The sequence below is a fragment of the Pseudomonas sp. 15C genome, assembly GCF_055484735.1.
Genome location: NZ_JBUDGD010000001.1, coordinates 103,995 through 125,597, shown reverse-complemented (window position 1 = coordinate 125,597; position 21,603 = coordinate 103,995). Strand labels below are relative to the sequence as shown.

Below are 21,603 nucleotides of genomic sequence, written 5' to 3'. Positions count from 1 at the left end.
GTCGCAAGCGCCTGGAAAATTGTGCTGGGCCGGAAAAAGCCGCGCATCATACCAGCAGCGTGAGCAATATGGCGGTTGTCGGTGTCGATCGTCGGCGAAGTTTTGCCGTGCGGCCAACTGCGCCATACTGCGCGCTGAATTTTTCCGGGTGAGCGACGCATGAGCAAGGGCGCGGTGGCAGGTTTGGGGTTGATGGTGGTGCTGATGGCTGGGGCGCCAGCAACATGGGCTGCTTCGGCGGCAGCGTTGACGCAGGTAAAAGTCATCAAGGTGCAATCGCCGAGCTGTGGCCTGGAAGACATCGCCGATAACCAGCCGCAAACCCAATGCAATCACAGCGGGCCGAGCATCAAGGTCTATGTGCTGGAAGTCGGTTACGGCCAGAACCAGCCGCACGCCACGCTGGACGGATTCGAAGTCAACGGCAGCCGTTCCCCGGTGTGTGCGTTCGATAATGGCAACCTGACTGAATGCACGCCCGGGCGCAAAACCGTCGGTTCGCTGTATACCTTCGATCTGGCTGGCAAACAGGACGGCATCTTCAGCTTCAGCAACACTTCGATCAACGCCCCGCGCAACACGATGTCGACCCAGCTTTACATCAAGTAACGGCTGGCGCTGCGCGGTCCGTGGGAAGCTGACTACGCTTGAAGGATCACCCTGTGGATAACGCCCATGACTTCAAGAGTGCTGATTACCCTCGCCGAGGGCATCGATGATCTGCAAAGCGTCACATTGATCGACGTGCTGCGTCGCGCCGAAATCGAAGTGGTCGCAGCCAGCATCGAAGGCCGGCGCATGCTCACCTGCGCTCGCGGTACGCGCCTGACCGCCGACGGCATGCTGGTCGATGTATTGGCGCAAAGCTTCGATCTGATTGTCCTGCCCGGCGGCGCCGTCGGCTCACAGCATCTGGCGGCGCATCAACCCTTGCAACAGTTGCTCAAGGATCAGGCCAGCGCCGGACGCCTGTTCGCCGCCATCGGCGAATCCCCCGCCGTCGCCCTGCAAGCCTTCGGCGTGCTGCGCCAACGCCGCATGACCTGCCTGCCCGGCGCCAGCCATCAGTTGTCGGGTTGTACGTTCGTTGACCAACCGGTGGTGGTCGACGGCAACTGCATCACTGCACAGGGCTCCGGCGCCGCATTGGAGTTCGCCCTGACGCTGGTCGAGCAGCTGGGTGGCAAGGGATTGCGGGCGAAATTGGCTGCAGAGCTTCAAGCCTGAGTAACGTCAGACCTTCGTCTCTTCCACCGGCACATGCATCCGGTCCCGATTCGCCAGGGTCGGGAACAGTTTGATCCACGTCCCTGTCACCACCAGCGTGCCAATCCCGCCCATCACCACGGCCGGAACGGTGCCGAACCAGTGGGCGGTGAGGCCGGATTCGAATTCGCCCAGCTGGTTCGAGGCGCCGATGAACAGGCCGTTGACCGCGCTGACCCGGCCGCGCATTTCGTCGGGGGTTTCCAGTTGTACGAAGGAGGCGCGGATGACCATGCTGATCATGTCCGCCGCGCCGAGCACCACAAGCACCGCCAGCGAGAACCAGAACGAAGTCGACAGGCCGAAGGCGATAGTCGCGACGCCGAACACGCCGACGGCGGTGAACATCACGCGGCCGACATTGCGTTCCACGGCAAACCGCGCGAGGAACAGCGACATCGCCAGGGCGCCGACCGCCGGTGCCGATCGCAGCAGGCCCAGGCCCCACGGGCCGGTCAGGAGAATGTCCTTGGCGAATACCGGCAACAGCGCCGTGGCGCCGCCGAGCAACACCGCAAACAGGTCCAGCGAAATCGCCCCGAGAATGTCCTGGCGGCTGCGGATGAAGCGAATGCCTGCGAGCAACGAATCCAGCGTGGCTTTGCCCTTGTTCAGCGGCGTTTGTCGTGCGGGCAGATTCAACATCAACGTGCAGGCAATCACGTAGAGCAGCACGGTCGGGCCGTAGACCCAGACGCTGCCGAACGCGTAGAGCAAGCCGCCGAGGGCTGGCGCGATGATCGTTGCCGACTGTTGCGCCGACTGCGCTGCCGCCACGGCCCGAGGAAACAGCGCGCTGGGCACGATGCTCGGCAGCAATGCCTGGGTGGTCGGCATCTCGAACGAACGCGCCGCGCCGAGGAGGAATGCGAGGATGAAGATCATTTCGCGGGTGACCTGATCGGTGGCGCTGCTGATTGCCAGTGCGAGGGCGATCATTGCCTGCAGCGACTGACATAGCGCAGCGACCTTGCGTCGGTCATAGCGATCGGCGACATGCCCGGTGTGCAGCATGAACAGCACGCGTGGAGCGAATTCCACCAGACCGACCAGGCCCAGGTCGAGGACGTTGCCGGTCAATTGATAAAGATTCCAGCCAATCGCCACGGTGAGCATCTGAAAACCGCTGGCGGTGAAAATCCGCGCAAACCAGAAAGCCAGAAACGGACGATGGTGACGTAACAGCAGGGGCTCTTGGCTGGGCATCTGAAGGCAGGTCTGGCTTGAGAAGAAACGCGAGATTATCACCAGTCTGTAACAGGAAGTTGCTACTGGTGAAAAATTTACTTAGCCAGACATCGAGTTGTCCCAGTGAGCCTGCGACGCCACTGGGCAAATGCCTTGCCAACGCGCTGAGGCAACTTGTCACGCGGCAAACGACCACGCCGTTCAACGGCAAAAATGGGACTACTCTTTTAACGTTGCTTGATCCAGATCAACACCTCACAAGGGTTTGATCTGACGGCCAGTTGGCCAGACTCCCTGCGTTGCGATGGCTGTAAAAAAAGAACGAATCCGAATTCGCCGCACTCCATATCCGTGGGGGCAGTGGTGCAGGCCTCCGGGTCTGCCACCCGTATTACCTGACAGAGGAAGCCATATGTTCGGTTTAGAGGCTCTCGATCTCGCCCGAATTCAGTTCGCGTTCACCATCTCGTTCCACATTCTGTTCCCGGCCATCACCATTGGCCTGGCGAGTTACCTGGCGGTGCTCGAAGGTCTGTGGCTGAAGACTCGAAACGATACCTACCGTGACCTTTACCACTTCTGGTCGAAGATCTTTGCTGTCAACTTCGGCATGGGCGTGGTCTCCGGTCTGGTCATGGCCTACCAGTTCGGCACCAACTGGAGTCGCTTCTCGGATTTCGCCGGTGCCGTCACCGGGCCGTTGCTGACCTATGAGGTGCTCACGGCGTTTTTCCTTGAGGCCGGTTTCCTCGGCGTCATGCTGTTCGGCTGGAACAAGGTCGGGCGCGGGCTGCATTTTTTCTCCACGGTGATGGTAGCGATCGGCACGCTGATCTCGACGTTCTGGATTCTCGCCTCCAACAGCTGGATGCAAACCCCGCAGGGCTTCGAGATCGTTAACGGTCAGGTGATCCCGACCGACTGGCTGGCCATCGTCTTCAACCCTTCGTTCCCGTATCGCCTGCTGCACATGGCGACTGCGGCGTTCATCGCTACGGCTTTCTTTGTCGGCTCGTCAGCGGCCTGGCATTTGCTGCGCGGCCGGGACAATCCTGCGATTCGCACCATGCTCTCGATGGCCATGTGGATGGCGCTGATCGTTGCGCCGATCCAGGCAGTCATCGGCGACTTCCATGGTCTGAATACGCTCAAGCATCAACCGGCGAAAATCGCAGCCATTGAAGGTCACTGGGAAAACCACGGTGACGAAGCGACGCCGCTGATCCTGTTCGGCTGGCCGGACATGAAAGAAGAACGCACCAAATTTGCCGTGGAGATTCCCTACCTTGGCAGCCTGATCCTGACCCACTCGCTGGATAAGCAAGTGCCGGCACTCAAGGAGTTTCCGCCAGAAGACCGGCCGAATTCGACCATCGTGTTCTGGTCGTTCCGGGTCATGGTGGGCCTCGGTTTCCTGATGATCTTCACCGGTCTGTGGAGTTTGTGGCTGCGCAAGCGTGACTCGCTGTATACCTCGCGGCCATTCCTGCATCTGGCACTGTGGATGGGCCCGTCCGGCCTGATCGCGATTCTGGCTGGCTGGTTCACCACTGAAATCGGCCGCCAGCCTTGGGTGGTCTACGGCTTGATGCGCACCGCGGACGCGTCCTCCAACCATAGCTTCCTTCAGATGAGCATCACCTTGGTCATGTTCGTGGTGGTGTATTTCGCCCTGTTCGGTGCGGGCCTCGGCTACATGATGCGCCTGGTCCGCAAAGGTCCGAAGCTCAGCGAGGGCACCGATACGCCGGACGGTGGTCCGGGCAAGAAGCGCACCCCGGCGCGTCCGTTGTCCGCTGCCGACGATCCCGGCGAAGGCGAACACGAAGACGACACTCGCTTGACCAAGGAGATTTGAGCCATGGGTATTGATCTTCCGCTGATCTGGGCCGTGATCATCATCTTCGGCATCATGATGTACGTGGTCATGGACGGTTTCGACCTGGGCATCGGGATTCTCTTCCCGTTCGTTCCGGGCAAGACCGACCGTGACGTGATGATGAACACCGTCGCGCCGGTCTGGGACGGCAACGAAACCTGGCTGGTACTCGGCGGCGCCGCATTATTCGGCGCGTTTCCGCTGGCGTATTCGGTGGTGTTGTCAGCGCTGTACCTGCCGCTGATCTTCATGCTGATGGGGCTGATCTTTCGCGGCGTGGCATTCGAGTTCCGCTTCAAGGCCAAGGATGAAAAACGTCATCTGTGGGACAAGGCGTTCATCGGTGGCTCGATCGCGGCGACGTTCTTTCAGGGCGTGGCGCTGGGGGCGTTCATCGACGGCTTGCCGGTGGTCAATCGGCAGTTCGCCGGCGGTTCGATGGACTGGCTGACACCGTTCACCCTGTTCTGCGGCGCCGCCCTGGTGGTCGCCTATGCCTTGCTCGGCTGCACCTGGCTGATCATGAAGACCGAAGGCAAGCTGCAAGAGCAGATGCACGATCTGGCGCGGCCATTGGCCTTCGTGCTGCTGGCGGTGATCGGGATTGTCAGTCTGTGGACGCCGTTGTCGCATCCGGAAATCGCTTCGCGCTGGTTCAGCATGCCCAATCTGTTCTGGTTCATGCCGGTGCCGATTCTGGTGCTAGTCACCCTGTATGGCTTGATCCGGGCCGTGGCGCGTAACGCCAACTACACGCCGTTTCTGCTGACGCTGGTGCTGATCTTCCTGGGCTACAGCGGTCTGGGCATCAGCCTGTGGCCGAACATCGTGCCGCCATCGATCTCGATCTGGGACGCCGCGGCACCGCCGCAAAGTCAGGGCTTCATGCTGGTGGGCACGCTGTTCATCATTCCGTTCATCCTGGGTTACACCTTCTGGAGCTACTACGTGTTCCGCGGCAAGGTGACCCATGAAGACGGTTATCACTAGTGTGCTGCTGGGCTTCTCTTGTGGGAGCGAGCCTGCTCGCGAAGGCGTCCGCAGTGACGCCTTGGCTTAACGGAGATCAATGCAATGACCGGCAAACATTCCCTGCACGACATTGAAGAAGCCGAGAAGAAGCCGCTGTGGCAGCGGCTCGGCTGGCTGGCCCTGATCTGGGTCGGTAGCGTGGGTGTGCTGTTTATCGCCGCCAGCCTGATGCGTATGTTCATGAACGCAGCAGGCCTGACCACACACTGAAATCATCCCGCCCCGGCGCCTTCGGGTACGGATTTGCCAACCCTCCTTGCGGAGGGTTTTTTTCGCCTGCGGGTTTATTTGCGTGCTTTGAGGATGACGAACTTCGGTGTGGCCGCGACTTGCTCGACGCCGCGGAACAACCGCGCCAGTTTGCTGTGGTAGCCCAGATGGCGGTTGCCGACGATGTACAGCGCACCGCCAACCACCAGCGCTTCGCGCGCCTGCTGGAACATGCGCCAGGCGAGGAAATCGCCGACCACCTGCTGTTGATGGAACGGCGGGTTGCACAACACTACGTCCAGCGACTGCGACTCTTGCCCGGCCAGGCCATCGGCGGCACGCACGATCACCTCGCGATCACCCAGCGCGGCCCGCCAGTTTTCCAGGGCCGATTGCACCGCCATGAATGACTCGTCGACCAGCGTGTAATGCGCATCGGGGTTTTGCAAAGCACTGGCGATGGCCAGCACGCCGTTGCCACAACCCAGATCGGCGACTCGGACCTGGCCGAGGTTTTTCGGCAAATGCGGGAGGAAGGCCCGGGTGCCGATGTCCAGACCTTCGCGGCAGAATACATTGGCGTGGTTAAGCAATTCGATTGGCGGCTCGTCGAGGCGATAGCGTGTAGGGTAGGACGAGACAGCCGCGGTTCTGGCTTCAGGTGTGGCAATCAGCAGGCGGGCCTTTTTCACCGCCAAGGAGGCCTGCACCGGACCAATATAACGCTCAAGCAGGTCACCGGCGGCACGCGGCAGGTGTTTGACCATCGCTGCGGCGATTACTTCGGCGCCGGGCGCCAATTGCCCTTGCAGGCGGATCAACTGCTCTTCCAGCAGCGCGAGGGTTTTCGGCACACGAATCAGGACCCGGTCGAATGGCCCGACCAAAGGCTCGCTCGCCGGGATACCGCGCACCGCATCGAACGCCTGGCCGTTGCGCAGCAGGTTTTTCTCCAGCGCTTGAAAGCCGAGAAACGAGTCGCCGCTGCTGCTGACCTTGACCTTGCCGAGCAGACTGACAGCCAGCGCGCCGAAACTGTCGTTGAGCACCAGCACGCGGGTGTCGACCGTCGGTTGCTGCGCTGCGAGATGGTTGAGCAGGTATTCATCAGCGGCATCGAAAGCTTGCAGCGGTTCGTTCTGCTGTTCGGGCTGGCGGATCAGGTCGAGGTGGGCGAAGGGCGTTTCAAGCAAAGGCATGGGCGAGACTCAGGGTGATCAACGGATATTCCGCAGCCCTGGGATGTGCGGCGGAACCGACCGAGTGTAAGGCAACGCGTTCTGCTGGCGTCATCACTCAGGAAGGTTACGAATGTTACGTTTATTTGTTTGGCATTACCCGTGTGTTTACAAGGAACGCGAGGCTGACCGATCAGATGATGCCGGCTCTGGCGGCTGCGATAACAGCGGAAATCTTGTTGCAGACGTTGAGCTTTATGATCAGGTTCCGCACGTGGTAATTCACGGTGCGTTCGCTGAGGCACAGGATTTTCGAGATTTCATAGGCGGTCTTGCCAATGGCTGACAGTTCCAGAACCTGCATTTCTCGCGTGGAGAGCTGAGGGTGACGGGGCTTGAGCGCTTCTGCCGGCAGGGTCCGGGCGAACAGCTCGCTCAAGTGGCTGCTGGCGTAAAACATATAGCCAAAATGCTCATACAGCTCCAATGGGCTGATGGAGCAGTGTCTGCGCGCCAGGCTGATAATGCTGCACAAACCACTCGATTCATGATGAAACGACTGCGACCAGCCATTCTGCAATCCATGTTTTTGCAAGCCTAACCATATGTCGTGGGACTCTGTAAACAGCGACTCAGTCCAGACTATGGGGGACATGGAATGATTGCAGTGTGATATCAACGGGTCTGTTTTAATGTAACTGTTTTGTTCATATTCACTGTTCCATTCTTTAGGATAGTTATTGATCTGCAAGGGCTTTAGCTGCATGTCGCGGTTTAATGGAACAACTGAAATCGCACAAAAATTGAATCCGAGATTTTCGGCGAATCGCAGCAGTATCGGATAAGCAGCATCGATGCCCTTGGCAAACGTCAATTGTTTCAGTTGTGATTCCTTCCATGTTTCCATTGGGAAACGCTCCATGACGCCACGGGGTGCGCGACTGGATCCAAAAGATCCGGCACGAATCGAAGTGTAGGACGTTTTATACACTGAGCTATAAATTTTTTCGGTATTGAACAGTAATATATTTGGATAAAGCGTTCTTAATACATTTCTGTATTACATTGAAGTTGTCATTTGAAGTAATTGCTCCAATTCTGACCGCCGTGATCCCTTTCAAATGAATCTCTGGTTCGGTACGGGATCAATACCATTATCAATCGTCGGTGTTTAACCGTGTCTTTTTGGGCGAGACTGGCAGCAACCGTTCAATGGAGTACCCCATGACCGCCAGCGCAGATAAGTTCACCACGCAAACCTTGCTCGATGTCAAACCGCTGACCCCGAACCTGTTTACCCTGCGTACCACTCGTGATGCCGGGTTCCGTTTCCGCGCAGGGCAGTTCGCCCGCCTCGGTGTGACCAAGGCCGATGGCAGCACTGTCTGGCGCGCCTACTCGATGGTGTCGTCGCCGTTTGACGAGTTTCTCGAGTTCTTCTCCATCGTCGTCCCGGGCGGGGAGTTCACCAGCGAACTGAGCCGGCTGCAGGTGGGCGACACGTTGCTGGTTGAGCGCCAGGCATTCGGCTACCTGACCCTTGATCGTTTCGTTGATGGCCGTGATCTCTGGCTGTTATCGACGGGCACCGGGGTGGCACCGTTTCTGTCGATTCTGCAGGACTTCGAAGTCTGGGAAAAATTCGAGCGCATCATTCTGGTCTATAGCGTGCGCGAGGCCCGCGAGCTGGCTTATCAGGAACTGATTGCCGGCCTTAACCAACGCGACTACCTCAGCGAATACGCGCACAAATTGCAGTTCATCGCGACGGTGACGCGCGAGGCGCACCCGGGAACGCTGCACGGGCGCATTACCACGCTGATCGAAAACGGTGAACTGGAGCGTGCGGCGGCCGTGGAGCTGTCGGCGGAGCATTCACGGGTCATGTTGTGCGGTAATCCGCAGATGATCGACGAGACCCGCGCGCTGCTCAAACAGAGGGACATGCGCCTGAGCCTGACGCGCCGGCCTGGCCAGGTGGCCGTGGAGAATTACTGGTAGAGCAAACGGCACCCGCAGGTGCCGTTTTTATTCGAACTGATGGCTCAGGGCCGCTCGTTCTGCGCCTTGAGCAGGTCGCGGATTTCGCCCAGCAGTTGCTCTTCCTTGCTCGGGATCGGCGGTGCGGTCGGCGCCACGGCCTCTTCGCGCTTGAGGCGGTTGATGGCTTTGACGCCCATGAAGATAGCGAAAGCGACAATGATGAAGTCCAGCACCGTCTGGATGAATTTGCCGTAAGCCAGCATCACTGCGGGCGTGTTGCCCTCGGCGGCTTTGAGCGTGATAGCCAGATCACTGAAGTCCACCCCGCCGATCAGCAGGCCGATTGGCGGCATGATCACATCACCGACAAACGACGAGACAATCTTGCCGAACGCCGCACCGATGATGATACCGACGGCCATGTCGACCACATTGCCTTTGACCGCGAAGGCCTTGAACTCGCTAAGCACGCCCATAGTTATTTCCTTGTTACAGATGAGTTTGGTGAAGGCAGTGTAAATCAGCGAAACGCGTCCTGCGCGAAACACATTCTTACAACCCCCGTTTTTATCGACACATCATTAGACGATTAGTTTGCAAAGTGCCAGCAATCGCGCGCGAAATAGCGCGTAAATCGCTGAGCGGGAAGCCATTTTTCTCAATCACGGCGTTACGTTCTTTCTATTTATGTTCCTCGTCGCAGGCCTCTAGCCTTGGGATGGCGCACCTGGATGCGCCCCAAAACAACCAGAGGATCCTGATATGACTTCCGCATTTGGACTGGGGGCTTTTCCCCGTCGTCACACGTTTGGTGTACTCACCGCCAGCCTGTTGAGTTTCTCCGTAACTGCAGCGCCACTGACACGCGATAACGGCGCTGCCGTGGGTGATAATCAGAATTCGCAGACGGCTGGCGCCACCGGCCCGGTACTGCTGCAGGACGTGCAACTGATCCAGAAACTGCAGCGTTTTGATCGCGAGCGCATTCCCGAGCGCGTGGTTCACGCCCGCGGTACCGGTGCTCACGGTACGTTCACGGTGACCAACGACCTCAGCGACCTGAGCAAGGCCAAGGTATTTGCCGCCGGCGAGACCACACCGGTATTTGTGCGTTTCTCGGCGGTGGTGCATGGCAATCACTCCCCGGAAACCTTGCGTGACCCACGCGGTTTCGCCACCAAGTTCTACACCACTGACGGTAACTGGGACTTGGTGGGCAACAACTTCCCCACTTTCTTCATTCGCGATGCGATCAAGTTTCCCGACATGGTCCACGCGTTCAAGCCTGATCCGCGGACCAACCTGGACGACGATTCGCGCCGCTTCGACTTTTTCTCCCATGTACCGGAAGCTACTCGTACGTTGACCGAGTTGTATTCGAACGCGGGCACACCGGCCAGTTATCGGCAGATGGATGGCAACGGTGTTCACGCCTATAAGTTGGTCAACGCCAAAGGCGAAGTTCACTACGTCAAGTTTCACTGGAAGAGCTTGCAAGGGCTCAATAATCTGACGCCAGAACAAGTCGCGAAAGTTCAGGGTCAGGATTACAGTCATATGACCAATGACTTGGTGAGCAATATCAATAAAGGCAACTTCCCTAAATGGGACTTGTACGTTCAAGTTCTGAAACCACAGGATTTGTCCAAGTTTGATTTTGATCCATTGGACGCGACAAAGATCTGGCCGGGTATTCCTGAACGAAAAGTTGGACAAATGGTTTTGAACCGTAATCCGGCGAATGTCTTCCAGGAAACCGAACAAGTTGCGATGGCTCCGGCTAATGTGGTTCCGGGTATCGAACCTTCCGAAGACCGTTTATTGCAGGGCCGAGTGTTCTCCTACGCCGATACGCAAATGTATCGCCTGGGCGCCAATGCCCTGCAACTGCCAATCAACGCGCCGAAAGTTGCGGTGAATAATGGCAATCAGGACGGTGCGATGAACTTTGGCGCCAGCAACAGCGGCGTTAACTACCAGCCTAGCCGTCTGCAACCGCGTGAAGAGACGTCGAGCGCGCGTTACAGCCAACTGGCACTGTCGGGCAGCACTCAGCAAGCGAAGATCCAGCGTGAGCAGAACTTCAAGCAGGCTGGCGATCTGTATCGCTCGTACAGCAAGCAGGAACGTCGCGACCTGATCGACAGCTTCGGCGGCTCGCTGGCCACCACCGATGACGAGAGCAAGCACATCATTCTGTCGTTCCTGTACAAGGCCGATCCGGAATACGGCACCGGCGTGACGCAAGTGGCCAAGGGTGACTTGAGCCGGGTCAAGGCCCTGGCAGCGAAACTGGTCGACTGATAGTGCAGTAACACCTGCGGGGCCTGCATCAGGCCCCGTTCCGTTCAAGGAGACTGCTGATGCGAACCTGTCTTTTCCTGTTGGCCGCGTGCCTGTCGCTCACCGCTTGGGCGGCACCGATCGACCAGAGTCCCGAGGCGATCCAGGCACAATTGCGCGACTACTATTTCGACGCCGCGCGGCGCGGGGATGTGCCGATGCTCGAGACGTTCATCGAATCGGGCTATTCCCTCGACACCCGCGACGGCAAGGGATACACCGCGCTGATCCTCGCGGCTTATCACGGTCAAGCGCCTGCCGTGGAGCGCTTGCTTGCGGCCGGCGCCGACGCCTGTGCCCAGGATCAGCGCGGCAACACGGCGCTGATGGGCGCGATCTTCAAGGGTGAAGTACAGATCGCCCGGCGCTTGATGGCCACCGATTGCAGCCCCGATCAACGTAACGGCGCCGGGCAGACAGCGGCGATGTATGCCGGCTTGTTCAAGCGTCTGGAACTGCTCGATGCGCTGAAAGCCAAGGGCGCCGACCTGAACGCCGAAGACCCGCTGGGCAACAGCGCCGCACGTCTGGCCAGCGGCGAAATCCGTACGCCGGCGCCGCGCTGATCGCGGGCCTGTGGGTTATCATCGCGGTTTTTGTCGGGGGTTCTGATGGCCAAGGCCAAGCGCATGTACGGCTGCACCGAGTGCGGCGCAACCTTTCCCAAGTGGGCCGGCCAGTGCGGTGAATGCGGCGCCTGGAACACGCTGACCGAAACCATGATCGAAAGCGGCGGCGCCACGGCACCGACCGGGCGCACCGGTTGGGCCGGGCAACAAGCGCAGATCAAGACCCTGGCCGAAGTCAGCGTTGAAGAAATCCCGCGTTTTTCCACCGCCTCCGGTGAGCTCGATCGCGTGCTCGGCGGCGGTCTGGTCGACGGTTCGGTGGTGCTGATCGGCGGTGATCCGGGCATTGGCAAGTCGACGATTCTGCTGCAAACCCTGTGCAACCTCGCCAAGAGCATGCCGGCGCTGTACGTCACCGGTGAAGAATCCCAGCAGCAAGTGGCGATGCGCGCCCGCCGTCTCGGCTTGCCGCAGGACCAGCTACGCGTGATGACCGAAACCTGCATCGAAACCATCATCGCCACCGCCCGCCAGGAAAAACCCAAGGTGATGGTGATCGACTCGATCCAGACGATTTTCACCGAACAACTGCAATCGGCACCCGGCGGCGTTTCCCAGGTGCGCGAAAGTGCGGCGCTGCTGGTGCGTTACGCCAAGCAGAGCGGTACGGCGATTTTCCTCGTCGGCCACGTCACCAAGGAAGGCGCATTGGCCGGTCCCCGTGTGCTTGAGCACATGGTCGATACCGTGCTGTATTTCGAAGGCGAATCCGATGGGCGCCTGCGCTTGTTGCGTGCGGTGAAGAACCGTTTCGGCGCGGTCAACGAGCTGGGCGTGTTCGGCATGACCGACAAGGGTTTGAAAGAAGTCTCCAACCCTTCGGCGATCTTTCTCACACGCGCCCAAGAGGAAGTCCCGGGCAGCGTGGTCATGGCGACGTGGGAAGGCACCCGGCCAATGCTGGTGGAAGTGCAGGCGCTGGTCGATGACAGCCATCTGGCCAATCCGCGTCGGGTGACGCTGGGTCTGGATCAGAACCGGTTGGCGATGCTGCTAGCGGTTCTGCACCGCCACGGCGGGATTCCGACCCACGATCAGGATGTATTCCTCAATGTGGTCGGCGGGGTCAAGGTGCTGGAAACCGCTTCCGATCTGGCGCTGATGGCGGCAGTCATGTCGAGCTTGCGCAACCGGCCGTTGCCGCATGATCTGCTGGTGTTTGGCGAGGTCGGTCTGTCCGGTGAAGTACGCCCGGTGCCGAGCGGGCAGGAGCGCTTGAAGGAAGCGGCCAAGCATGGTTTCAAACGCGCGATCGTGCCCAAGGGCAACGCGCCGAAGGAATCGCCGGCAGGGCTGCAGATCATTGCTGTCACCCGCCTCGAACAGGCGCTTGACGCATTGTTTGAATAAATCGAGCCAACAAATGACCTGTGGGAGCGGGCTTGCCCGCGATTGCATTCTGACATTCACCAATTTCGTTGCGTCAGAAACCGCTATCGCAGGCAAGCCAGCTCCCACAAGGTTCAATTGTGGCTTCTAGATTTCGATCAGGGCGCCCAATTCGCGCTCGAGCTCGGCCTCATCCGCCAGGTTCAGCTCGATCAGCCGCCGCAAGCGCTGGATCGACTCCAGGCTGATATGTCGGCAGATGAACCCCAAATGGCCGTTTTCCTCGTGGGCCAGTTGCACGTCCATTTCGATATCGACGTCCTTACTCAAGTGAATATCGACGAAGAAATCTTTTCCACGATCACCGAGCCACGGCTCCGGCCGTTCGACCAGCAAACCCTTGAGTGACAGGTCGATCAGTTTGACCTGCCAGATGTACTCGCCTTGGCTCAGCTCGGTTCTGGCATCGAACGCAATACGTTTGAAGCGACGACGGTTGTCTGAAGGCTCGTTCATGGCGCAATCCTCCGAAGGTTCGCTGACTATAGACCCGCCTTGTCCGAGCGTGCCAGCGCGAAAGGGCTCAGATAGACCTATGTCGGGGTATGGCCTTTGGCACCGTTAGCGCTAAACTCTGGGTGGCTGTCTTTCTTGTCCACCCTGGCTGGAATAAAAAAATGAAAAATAATAATAGCCTGCTACGCCACTTACCCTGGCTAGTGCTGGCAATCGTAGGAGCGTGCGCCCTGGGCGTAGTGGCATTGCGCCGCGGCGAGGCGATCAACGCCTTGTGGATTGTGGTCGCTGCCGTGGCCATTTATCTGGTTGCGTACCGTTACTACAGTCTGTTCATCGCCAACAACGTGATGCAACTGGATCCGCGTCGGGCCACCCCCGCCGTGCTCAACAACGATGGTCTGGACTATGTGCCGACCAACAAACACATTCTTTTCGGTCACCACTTCGCGGCCATCGCTGGCGCGGGGCCGCTGGTCGGCCCGGTATTGGCGGCGCAGATGGGCTATCTGCCCGGTACGCTCTGGCTGATTGCCGGTGTGGTGCTGGCGGGCGCGGTGCAGGACTTCATGGTCCTGTTCATGTCGACCCGACGCAACGGCCGTTCCCTGGGCGATATGGTGCGTGAAGAAATGGGCCGGATTCCCGGGACCATCGCGCTGTTCGGCTGCTTCCTGATCATGATCATCATCCTTGCGGTGCTGGCGCTGATCGTGGTCAAGGCACTGGCGGAAAGCCCATGGGGCATCTTCACCGTGATGGCGACCATCCCGATCGCGATGTTCATGGGCATCTACATGCGATACATCCGCCCGGGCCGCATCGGCGAAATCTCCGTGGTCGGCGTGTTGCTGCTGCTCGGTTCGATCTGGCTCGGTGGGCAGATTGCTGCCGATCCGGTATGGGCCAAAGCCTTCACCTTCACCGGTGTGCAGATTACCTGGATGCTCGTCGGTTACGGTTTTGTCGCCGCGTCGCTGCCGGTCTGGCTGATTCTCGCGCCGCGTGACTATCTATCGACCTTCCTCAAGATCGGCACCATCGTCGCGCTGGCGATCGGCATTCTGGTCACCATGCCCGAGCTGAAAATGCCGGCGCTGACCCAGTTTGTCGACGGCACCGGGCCGGTGTGGAAGGGCGGCCTGTTTCCGTTCCTGTTCATCACCATCGCCTGTGGTGCGGTATCGGGCTTCCACGCACTGATTTCTTCGGGTACCACGCCGAAGCTGCTGGATAACGAAACCAACGCCCGCTACATCGGTTATGGCGGCATGCTGATGGAATCGTTCGTGGCAATCATGGCCATGGTTGCCGCTTCGGTGATCGAGCCGGGCGTGTACTTCGCCATGAACAGCCCGGCCGCCGTGGTTGGCAGTGATGCTGCGTCAGTGGCGCAGATGGTCACCAGCTGGGGCTTCGCGATCACCCCTGAAGCGCTGCAAGCGGTTGCCCATGACATCGGTGAAACCACCATTCTGGCCCGTGCCGGCGGTGCGCCGACCCTGGCGGTGGGTATTGCGCAGATTCTGCACAGTGTCCTGCCGGGTGAAAACACCATGGCGTTCTGGTACCACTTCGCAATTCTGTTCGAAGCCCTGTTCATTCTGACCGCAGTCGACGCCGGTACCCGTGCCGGTCGTTTCATGCTGCAGGATCTGCTCGGCTCCTTCGTTCCGGCGCTCAAACGCACCGAATCGTGGACCGCCAACCTGATCGCCACCGCCGGCTGTGTGGCGATGTGGGGCTGGTTGCTGTACCAGGGCGTGATCGATCCATTGGGCGGCATCAACACCCTGTGGCCACTGTTCGGCATCTCCAACCAGATGCTCGCCGGTATCGCGCTGATGCTCGGCACCGTGGTTCTGATCAAGATGAAGCGCCAGCGCTACATCTGGGTCACCCTGCTGCCAGCGACATGGCTGTTGATCTGCACCACGACCGCAGGCTTCATCAAGCTGTTCGACGCCAACCCGGCGATCGGCTTCCTGTCGCTGGCGAAGAAGTACAGCGATGCGCTGGCCAATGGTCAGGTGCTGGCACCGGCGAAAAGTGTCGAGCAGATGCAGCACGTGATCTTCAACGCCTATACCAACGCCACGCTCACCGCGCTGTTCCTGTTCGTGGTGTTCAGCATCCTGTTCTATGCGCTCAAGGTCGGCATCGCCGCCTGGGGCAAGAAAGAGCGTACGGATAAAGAATCGCCCTTCCAGGCCCTGCCGGATGCGTAACCAGAGGATTGCAGCATGTTCAATGACCTGAGTCGCCTCGGTAAATACCTCGGTCAGGCCGCACGCCTGATGGTCGGCATGCCCGACTACGACACCTACGTCGAGCATATGCAAACCAAACACCCGGACAAACCGGTGATGAGCTACGAGATGTTCTTTCGCGAACGTCAGGAGGCTCGCTACGGTGGCAAGGGTGGGCCGAAGTGCTGTTGAGCTGACAGCATCAGGTTGAGGTAATCCCCTGTGGGAGCTGGCCTGCCAGCGATGGCGGAGTGTCAGTCGACGGAAATTTCGACTGACACACCCTCATCGCCAGCAGGCTGGCTCCCACATTTGTTTTGTGTTCTTTTCAGGAGATCGAGTTTTGTCCTCTCCCATCCCGGTCACGGTACTCAGCGGTTTCCTCGGCGCTGGCAAGACCACTTTGCTGCGCCATTTATTGAAAGCCGAGCACGGCCTGAAAATCGCCGTGATCGAAAACGAATTCAGCGACGCCGGCATCGACAGCCAATTGCTCGGCGACGAGCCAGTGCAAGTCATGACCCTGGCCAACGGCTGCGTCTGCTGCACCATTCACACCGACCTGACCAAGGCGCTGTACCTGCTGCTCGAACGGCTGGACAGCGGCGAGATCGCCTTTGATCGTCTGGTGATCGAATGCACAGGCCTTGCCGATCCAGCGCCGGTGGCCCAGACCTTTTTCATCGACGAAGAACTGCGTGAGCGTTATCTGCTCGACGGCATCATTACCCTGGTCGATGCCGCGCATGCCGACGTGCATCTGAGCCAGACCATCGCCCAGGCGCAGATCGGTTTCGCCGACCGCCTGTTGGTGAGCAAGACCGATCTTGTTGACCATGCCACTTTCACCGCGTTGAGCGAGCGGCTGACGCGGATCAACCGCCGTGCGCCGATCCGTGTGGTCGAGCACGGCAACATCAATCTGGCGGAACTGCTGGATGTGCGCGGCTTTAACCTGAATGCCGATCCTGGCGGCGGCTTGAGCCTGCGTCCGGTGGGCCAGGCGCCGTCGATCGATCGGATTTCCAGCCTGGTGCTGCGCACCGACCAGGCGCTGGATATCGATCAGCTCAGCGAGTTCATGAACGAACTGCTGGAGGAGCATGGCAAGCAATTGCTGCGTTACAAAGGTGTGTTGAGCATTGCCGGGGAGGATCGGCGGCTGGTGTTTCAGGGCGTGCTGAAACTTTACGGTTTCGACTGGGACACCGAATGGGCCGAGGGCGAGAAACGTGAAAGTGTGATGGTATTTATTGCCGATGATTTGCCGGAAGAGAAGATTCGGGCGGGGTTTGCCAGAGTGGCGGCCGGCTGACGGATTTTCTGAGCCTGTGATGCAGCTATCGCGAGCAGGCTCACTCCTACATTTGAAACGCGTTCCCCTGTAGGAGTGAGCCTGCTCGCGATGGCCATCTAACCAACAATATATTGTCCAAGGTCTGACCCCAGCAGTGTCTGCTCAAGCTGATCCAGATGCTGATTCATCAACATCATGGCTTCAGCGACTCTCCCGGATTCCACCGCTTCAACCAAGGCCAGATGTTCCTGCCATGCGCAACAGCGGTGCGAAGAACCCTCGCTCCGCGCAATCGCGAGCGACGTCAGCGGCACCAGACTGCTCAAAAAGTGCGCCAACGGTGCATTCCCGGCCATTCGTGCCAATTGCAGATGAAACTCCCCGGCCAAGCGGATCGCCGCCCCGCGTCGATCCTGCTCGACCTCCATACGCTCGCGTGCGATCAACCCGCGCAGACGTTTGACATCGTCGGCCTGTGGACGCTGGCACGCCAGCCGCACCAACGTGCCTTCAGCCAGCCGACGTGCATGCAAGGCCTGCCGGGTCTGCTCCGCATCAGGCGCAGCGATGCGTGGTCGGTGATTGGCCCGCAGTACCACGATGTGCTCATGGGAAAGCTGCGTCAGCACCCGGCGCACATCGGCCCGGCTGGCACCGAACCATTGTTTGAGGCTGTCCTCGGTAAAACGGCTGGCCGGGGTAATCCGCTGCTCCAGAATCGCCTCGAGCAGTCGCGGGTACAGATCGTCCACCGCGGCGCGCAGGCGAGTGAAGGGCAGGGGGGCGCCTGCAGAGTGAGCGTGCGGCGTTGCGGCGACACTGTTCATGGGCGGTCTCCAAAAAGAAAATTCAGTGGGGCAGGTTGTCTTCCGGGATATTCAGCTCGATGCCCATGCGCCGGCCTTCTCGCAGAATGTGCCGACGCATTTCGGCGCTGGCCTGGGCGCTGTTCTTGCTGCGGATCGCGCGGACCACCGCTTCGTTTTCTTCCAGACGCTCGGCCAGATGCTCGGGAGAATTGCGCAGCACTTCGGCGCTTTGCTTGAGCGCGTTGCTGGTCTGCTGAACGACACTTTGGAAAATCGGGTTCGAGGTCAGCGTGAACAGCTCTTCGTGAAAAGCGATGTAAGCGCTGACCCCGGCTTCGCTGTCGCCCGCTTCGAGGGCTTCGCGCATGTCCATCAGGGTCAGGCGCAACTGTCCGACTTCCTTGCTGCTGATCGATTGCGCGACGAGGCCAACAATGAACGGCTCGAGGGTGTAGCGCAGTTGCAGCACGTCTTCGAGGCTGGCGCCGGCGACGGCACTGTCGTGGTTCGGGTTGTCGCTCAGTTGCGCATCGAGCACCACCACGCCCTTGCCCGGCATCGAGCGCACCAGGCCAAGGGTTTCCAGAACGATCACGGCTTCGCGCAGGCTCGGCCGGCTGATACCCAATTGTTCGGCCAGTTCACGCTGGCCCGGCAGCATTTCACCGCAGCGCCACTGACCACGGGCCAACGCCGCGCGGAGCTTTTCCACCACTGAGTTGACGACGGTTGAAGTTGTAATCACGTATTGGCTCCTGCGCCGTGCCTGCCTGTCAGCAGACACGGCGATCAATCAAAATTCTTTGGCCGCCGCCTGGGCGACGGTTTTTCTCGGCTGGAAGTTATAGCCCTGTTCGCCGTTGAGCACCTTGTTGGCCCGTTGCACGTCGATGTCCTTTTCCCAGCGGGCGATGGCGACGGTGGCGACGCAGTTGCCGATCAGGTTGGTCAGCGCGCGGCCGATGCCCATGAACCAGTCCACCGCGAGCACCAGCACCAGACCAACCACCGGGATCGCTGGAATCGCGGTCAGGGTTGCCGCCAGAATCACCAGCGCCGAACCGGGAATGCCGTGGGCACCTTTGGAGGTGATCAGCGACACCAGTAGAATCGTCAGTAGATCGGTCATGGCCAGCGGTGTACCCGTGGCATTGGCGATGAACACGATGGCCAGGGTCAGGTAGATCGAAAAACCGTCGAGGTTGAACGAGTACCCGGTAGGAATCACCAGCCCGACGGTGGAACTGCCGATGCCCAGATGTTCAAGCTTGCGCATGATCTGCGGCAGCACGGCATCGGAGGACGCGGTCCCCATGACGATCAGCAGTTCTTCGCGCAGGTATTTGAGCAACGGCCACATGCGCAGGCCGGAAGCACGCATCACCAGACCAAGAATCACGCTGACAAACGCGATGCAGGTCAGATAGAACAGGCCGACCAGGCTGCCCAGATGCTGCAGCGAATCCAGGCCATATTTGCTGGTAGTGAAGGCGATGGCGCCGAACACGCCGATCGGTGCCAGACGCACGATCATGCCCATGATGCGGAAGATCACGTGGCTCAGTTCGTTGATCAGTCGCGAGATCCCCGACGCCGCTTCGCCGACCAGATTCAGCGCGCTGCCGAACAGCACCGAGAACAGCAGCACTTGCAGAATGTTGTTGTCGGCGAAGGCACCGATCACCGAGGTCGGGATCAGGTCCATCAGAAATTGCGTGGTGGTGTGCATGTGCTGGCCGCGCTCGGCGAGGTCGCCCATGTCGGCGCTGGATAGTTGCTCCAGATGAATATTCGCGCCGCTGCCGATGCCGGTGCTGAAGGCGAACACCAGGCCGATCACCAGGGCGATAGTGGTCAGCACTTCGAAGTAGATCACCGACTTGAGGCCGATGCGGCCGACCTTCTTCAGGTCGCCCGCGCCACTGATGCCGCTGACCACCACGCAGAACACGATCAGGCCGATGAGCATCTTGATCAGCTTTATGAAACCGTCACCGAGCGGTTTGAGCTGGGCCGAGTATTCAGGGAGGGTCAGCCCGCAGACGATGCCGAGCATCAGTCCGAGAACCACTTGGAGGAAGATTGAACGCGAGCACCATCTGAGCATGGGAGGAATCCTGGTCGGTGTCCTGGCTGCCGCACGCTTGGCGCATCGGATTCAGGACTTAATTATTGTGGTCTTACCGGTATGTCCAGTGCAGGCGCAGTCTAGGCGCTGGTTTTCCATGATCGCAAGCGAAAAGTGACGAATTGGCATGACCGGTCTGACCAGTTGGGCGCCGAGTCCCATGCTTGAGCGGTTCAGGGGATTTGAAAAAATACGGGCGAAAAAAAACCGGCCAATCACTTGGCCGGTTTTTCGTGCTGCGGGTGTGACGTCGCGATTACGCGCCGTATACCGGCAGTTTCTTGCAGATGGCTTTGACTTTCTCACGAACGGCGTCGATCACCGCTTCGTTGTTCAGGTCTGCCAGGATGTCGCAGATCCAGCCGGCCAGCTCTTTGCACTCAGCCTCTTTGAAGCCGCGAGTGGTCACAGCCGGGGTACCGAAACGCAGGCCGGAGGTGACGAACGGCGAACGTGGATCGTTAGGCACGGAGTTCTTGTTCACGGTGATGAACGCTTTGCCCAGCGCGGCGTCGGCATCTTTACCGGAGATTTCCTGCTTGATCAGCGACAGCAGGAACAGGTGGTTTTCAGTACCGCCCGAAACCACGTCGAAACCACGCTCGATGAATACGCTGGCCATGGCCTGGGCGTTTTTCACCACTTGTTGCTGGTAGACCTTGAACTCAGGCTGCAGCGCTTCCTTGAAGCAGATCGCCTTGGCGGCGATCACGTGCTCCAGCGGGCCACCCTGGGCACCCGGGAATACTGCGGAGTTGAGCTTCTTCTCGATGTCGGCGTTGGCGCGCGCCAGGATCAGACCGCCACGTGGGCCGCGCAGGGTCTTGTGCGTGGTGGTGGTGACGACATCAGCGAACGGCACCGGGTTCGGATAAACGCCAGCGGCGACCAGACCGGCCACGTGGGCCATGTCGACGAACAGGTAGGCACCGACTTTGTCAGCGATGGCGCGGAAGCGTGGGAAGTCGAGGATCTGCGAGTAGGCAGAGAAACCGGCCACGATCATTTTCGGCTTGTGCTCGACCGCCAGGCGCTCGACTTCGTCGTAATCGATCAGGCCGTTGGCGTCGATGCCGTACTGCACGGCGTTGTACAGCTTGCCCGAGGAGGAAACGCTGGCGCCGTGGGTCAGGTGACCACCGTGGGCCAGGCTCATGCCCAGAATGGTGTCACCGGCCGACAGCAGGGCCAGGTACACGGCAGCGTTGGCTTGCGAACCGGCGTGCGGCTGAACGTTGGCGTAATCGGCACCGAACAGTTCCTTGGCACGGTCGATGGCCAGTTGCTCGACCACGTCGACGTACTCGCAACCACCGTAGTAGCGCTTGCCCGGGTAGCCTTCGGCGTACTTGTTGGTCAGGACCGAGCCTTGAGCTTCCATCACCGCTGGGCTGGTGTAGTTTTCCGAAGCGATCAGCTCAATGTGTTCTTCCTGACGCTGAGCTTCTTGCTCCATGGCGGCAAAAAGGTCGGCGTCGTACTTGGCAATAGTCAAATCACGGCTGAACATGGCGGTCCTCAAGGATCGGGGGGCAGAAAAGGGGGGCATTCTAACCTAACGGGTTTT

At 59.5% G+C, this 21,603-nt stretch carries 21 protein-coding genes; 12 read left to right on the top strand and 9 right to left on the bottom strand.

The features are described 5' to 3' along the window. The first annotated feature begins 159 nt into the window (after nucleotides 1–159). Both ACYYKW_RS00610 and ACYYKW_RS00605 read left to right on the top strand, forming a co-directional pair. A complete protein-coding gene (locus ACYYKW_RS00610) occupies nucleotides 160–609 on the top strand; it encodes a DUF4879 domain-containing protein (RefSeq protein ID WP_464989187.1) in 450 nt (149 codons plus the stop codon). 66 nt (nucleotides 610–675) lie between these two features. Then, entirely contained in the window at nucleotides 676–1,227 is a 552-nt protein-coding gene (locus tag ACYYKW_RS00605; RefSeq protein ID WP_464989186.1) for a DJ-1 family glyoxalase III, read from the top strand. A gap of 6 nt (nucleotides 1,228–1,233) precedes the next feature. Here ACYYKW_RS00605 and ACYYKW_RS00600 read toward each other — a convergent pair whose 3' ends face one another. Next, on the bottom strand, nucleotides 1,234–2,472 hold the full coding sequence (locus tag ACYYKW_RS00600; RefSeq protein WP_093098143.1) for an MFS transporter: 1,239 nt from the start codon (nucleotides 2,470–2,472) through the stop codon (nucleotides 1,234–1,236). 394 nt (nucleotides 2,473–2,866) lie between these two features. Here ACYYKW_RS00600 and ACYYKW_RS00595 point away from each other — a divergent pair, with 394 nt between their 5' ends. The 3 genes from ACYYKW_RS00595 to ACYYKW_RS00585 all read left to right on the top strand — a co-directional run bounded on the left by ACYYKW_RS00595 (nucleotide 2,867) and on the right by ACYYKW_RS00585 (nucleotide 5,575). Beyond that, a complete protein-coding gene (locus ACYYKW_RS00595; RefSeq protein WP_336356112.1) occupies nucleotides 2,867–4,312 on the top strand; it encodes a cytochrome ubiquinol oxidase subunit I in 1,446 nt (481 codons plus the stop codon). Nucleotides 4,313–4,315: 3 nt separating this feature from the next. After that, complete coding sequence (cydB, locus tag ACYYKW_RS00590; protein WP_090286500.1) at nucleotides 4,316–5,323, top strand: cytochrome d ubiquinol oxidase subunit II; 1,008 nt, start codon at nucleotides 4,316–4,318, stop codon at nucleotides 5,321–5,323. An 84-nt stretch (nucleotides 5,324–5,407) separates the two neighbouring features. Next, nucleotides 5,408–5,575 carry a DUF2474 domain-containing protein gene (locus ACYYKW_RS00585; protein ID WP_016773090.1) on the top strand — a complete coding sequence of 56 codons (168 nt, stop codon included), beginning with the start codon at nucleotides 5,408–5,410 and terminating at the stop codon, nucleotides 5,573–5,575. A 74-nt stretch (nucleotides 5,576–5,649) separates the two neighbouring features. Here the strand turns inward: ACYYKW_RS00585 and ACYYKW_RS00580 are convergent, their stop codons facing one another. Both ACYYKW_RS00580 and ACYYKW_RS00575 read right to left on the bottom strand, forming a co-directional pair. Then, a complete protein-coding gene (locus ACYYKW_RS00580; RefSeq protein ID WP_093098149.1) occupies nucleotides 5,650–6,774 on the bottom strand; it encodes a methyltransferase in 1,125 nt (374 codons plus the stop codon). Nucleotides 6,775–6,946: 172 nt separating this feature from the next. Further along, a complete protein-coding gene (locus tag ACYYKW_RS00575) occupies nucleotides 6,947–7,660 on the bottom strand; it encodes an autoinducer binding domain-containing protein (protein ID WP_464989185.1) in 714 nt (237 codons plus the stop codon). 317 nt (nucleotides 7,661–7,977) lie between these two features. On the opposite strand from ACYYKW_RS00575, the gene ACYYKW_RS00570 reads away from it, so the two are divergent. After that, nucleotides 7,978–8,754, top strand: a complete 777-nt coding sequence (locus tag ACYYKW_RS00570; protein ID WP_464989184.1) for a ferredoxin--NADP reductase — start codon at nucleotides 7,978–7,980, stop codon at nucleotides 8,752–8,754. 44 nt (nucleotides 8,755–8,798) lie between these two features. On the opposite strand, the gene mscL is transcribed toward ACYYKW_RS00570, so the two are convergent. Beyond that, on the bottom strand, nucleotides 8,799–9,212 hold the full coding sequence (gene mscL, locus ACYYKW_RS00565) for a large-conductance mechanosensitive channel protein MscL (RefSeq protein WP_203419572.1): 414 nt from the start codon (nucleotides 9,210–9,212) through the stop codon (nucleotides 8,799–8,801). A gap of 286 nt (nucleotides 9,213–9,498) precedes the next feature. Between mscL and katB the strand changes: the two genes are divergently transcribed. The 3 genes from katB to radA are packed head-to-tail and all read left to right on the top strand — an operon-like array spanning nucleotide 9,499 to nucleotide 13,058. Then, complete coding sequence (gene katB, locus ACYYKW_RS00560; RefSeq protein WP_464989183.1) at nucleotides 9,499–11,040, top strand: catalase KatB; 1,542 nt, start codon at nucleotides 9,499–9,501, stop codon at nucleotides 11,038–11,040. Between the two features lie 59 nt (nucleotides 11,041–11,099). Further along, complete coding sequence (locus ACYYKW_RS00555; protein WP_336356115.1) at nucleotides 11,100–11,645, top strand: ankyrin repeat domain-containing protein; 546 nt, start codon at nucleotides 11,100–11,102, stop codon at nucleotides 11,643–11,645. A gap of 45 nt (nucleotides 11,646–11,690) precedes the next feature. Further along, nucleotides 11,691–13,058: a DNA repair protein RadA gene (gene radA / locus ACYYKW_RS00550; protein WP_090286486.1), complete on the top strand. Its 1,368-nt coding sequence runs from the start codon at nucleotides 11,691–11,693 to the stop codon at nucleotides 13,056–13,058. 126 nt (nucleotides 13,059–13,184) lie between these two features. On the opposite strand, the gene ACYYKW_RS00545 is transcribed toward radA, so the two are convergent. Beyond that, nucleotides 13,185–13,553, bottom strand: a complete 369-nt coding sequence (locus tag ACYYKW_RS00545) for a PilZ domain-containing protein (RefSeq protein ID WP_090286484.1) — start codon at nucleotides 13,551–13,553, stop codon at nucleotides 13,185–13,187. Nucleotides 13,554–13,714: 161 nt separating this feature from the next. On the opposite strand from ACYYKW_RS00545, the gene ACYYKW_RS00540 reads away from it, so the two are divergent. The 3 genes from ACYYKW_RS00540 (at nucleotide 13,715) to yjiA (ending at nucleotide 17,117) form a co-directional block, all read left to right on the top strand. After that, nucleotides 13,715–15,781, top strand: coding sequence for a carbon starvation CstA family protein (locus tag ACYYKW_RS00540; RefSeq protein WP_041477781.1), 2,067 nt, complete (start codon nucleotides 13,715–13,717; stop codon nucleotides 15,779–15,781). Nucleotides 15,782–15,796: 15 nt separating this feature from the next. Next, entirely contained in the window at nucleotides 15,797–15,994 is a 198-nt protein-coding gene (locus tag ACYYKW_RS00535; RefSeq protein WP_003228401.1) for a YbdD/YjiX family protein, read from the top strand. A gap of 151 nt (nucleotides 15,995–16,145) precedes the next feature. Beyond that, the gene (gene yjiA, locus ACYYKW_RS00530) at nucleotides 16,146–17,117 is read left to right on the top strand and encodes a GTPase (RefSeq protein WP_464989182.1); all 972 of its coding nucleotides are present in this window, start codon (nucleotides 16,146–16,148) and stop codon (nucleotides 17,115–17,117) included. 98 nt (nucleotides 17,118–17,215) lie between these two features. On the opposite strand, the gene ACYYKW_RS00525 is transcribed toward yjiA, so the two are convergent. The 4 genes from ACYYKW_RS00525 to glyA form a co-directional block, all read right to left on the bottom strand. Next, nucleotides 17,216–17,926 (bottom strand): GntR family transcriptional regulator, encoded by a 711-nt coding sequence (locus ACYYKW_RS00525; RefSeq protein ID WP_093098167.1) that lies wholly within the window; start codon nucleotides 17,924–17,926, stop codon nucleotides 17,216–17,218. 22 nt (nucleotides 17,927–17,948) lie between these two features. Further along, the gene (locus ACYYKW_RS00520; protein ID WP_090286478.1) at nucleotides 17,949–18,653 is read right to left on the bottom strand and encodes a FadR/GntR family transcriptional regulator; all 705 of its coding nucleotides are present in this window, start codon (nucleotides 18,651–18,653) and stop codon (nucleotides 17,949–17,951) included. 48 nt (nucleotides 18,654–18,701) lie between these two features. After that, nucleotides 18,702–20,015 (bottom strand): C4-dicarboxylate transporter DctA, encoded by a 1,314-nt coding sequence (locus ACYYKW_RS00515; RefSeq protein WP_208939698.1) that lies wholly within the window; start codon nucleotides 20,013–20,015, stop codon nucleotides 18,702–18,704. 277 nt (nucleotides 20,016–20,292) lie between these two features. Further along, nucleotides 20,293–21,546, bottom strand: coding sequence for a serine hydroxymethyltransferase (gene glyA / locus ACYYKW_RS00510; RefSeq protein ID WP_090286474.1), 1,254 nt, complete (start codon nucleotides 21,544–21,546; stop codon nucleotides 20,293–20,295). Nucleotides 21,547–21,603: the final 57 nt, after the last annotated feature.

Coding starts and splice junctions, on each gene's coding strand:
- ACYYKW_RS00605 (WP_464989186.1), top strand. CDS start 676: ATGACTTCAAGAGTGCTGATTACCCTCGCCGAGGGCATCGATGATCTG.
- ACYYKW_RS00515 (WP_208939698.1), bottom strand. CDS start 20,015: ATGCTCAGATGGTGCTCGCGTTCAATCTTCCTCCAAGTGGTTCTCGGA.
- ACYYKW_RS00595 (WP_336356112.1), top strand. CDS start 2,867: ATGTTCGGTTTAGAGGCTCTCGATCTCGCCCGAATTCAGTTCGCGTTC.
- ACYYKW_RS00545 (WP_090286484.1), bottom strand. CDS start 13,553: ATGAACGAGCCTTCAGACAACCGTCGTCGCTTCAAACGTATTGCGTTC.
- katB (WP_464989183.1), top strand. CDS start 9,499: ATGACTTCCGCATTTGGACTGGGGGCTTTTCCCCGTCGTCACACGTTT.
- ACYYKW_RS00610 (WP_464989187.1), top strand. CDS start 160: ATGAGCAAGGGCGCGGTGGCAGGTTTGGGGTTGATGGTGGTGCTGATG.
- ACYYKW_RS00570 (WP_464989184.1), top strand. CDS start 7,978: ATGACCGCCAGCGCAGATAAGTTCACCACGCAAACCTTGCTCGATGTC.
- ACYYKW_RS00575 (WP_464989185.1), bottom strand. CDS start 7,660: ATGGAAACATGGAAGGAATCACAACTGAAACAATTGACGTTTGCCAAG.
- ACYYKW_RS00555 (WP_336356115.1), top strand. CDS start 11,100: ATGCGAACCTGTCTTTTCCTGTTGGCCGCGTGCCTGTCGCTCACCGCT.
- ACYYKW_RS00525 (WP_093098167.1), bottom strand. CDS start 17,926: ATGAACAGTGTCGCCGCAACGCCGCACGCTCACTCTGCAGGCGCCCCC.
- mscL (WP_203419572.1), bottom strand. CDS start 9,212: ATGGGCGTGCTTAGCGAGTTCAAGGCCTTCGCGGTCAAAGGCAATGTG.
- ACYYKW_RS00600 (WP_093098143.1), bottom strand. CDS start 2,472: ATGCCCAGCCAAGAGCCCCTGCTGTTACGTCACCATCGTCCGTTTCTG.
- glyA (WP_090286474.1), bottom strand. CDS start 21,546: ATGTTCAGCCGTGATTTGACTATTGCCAAGTACGACGCCGACCTTTTT.
- radA (WP_090286486.1), top strand. CDS start 11,691: ATGGCCAAGGCCAAGCGCATGTACGGCTGCACCGAGTGCGGCGCAACC.
- ACYYKW_RS00540 (WP_041477781.1), top strand. CDS start 13,715: ATGAAAAATAATAATAGCCTGCTACGCCACTTACCCTGGCTAGTGCTG.
- ACYYKW_RS00535 (WP_003228401.1), top strand. CDS start 15,797: ATGTTCAATGACCTGAGTCGCCTCGGTAAATACCTCGGTCAGGCCGCA.
- ACYYKW_RS00585 (WP_016773090.1), top strand. CDS start 5,408: ATGACCGGCAAACATTCCCTGCACGACATTGAAGAAGCCGAGAAGAAG.
- ACYYKW_RS00580 (WP_093098149.1), bottom strand. CDS start 6,774: ATGCCTTTGCTTGAAACGCCCTTCGCCCACCTCGACCTGATCCGCCAG.
- cydB (WP_090286500.1), top strand. CDS start 4,316: ATGGGTATTGATCTTCCGCTGATCTGGGCCGTGATCATCATCTTCGGC.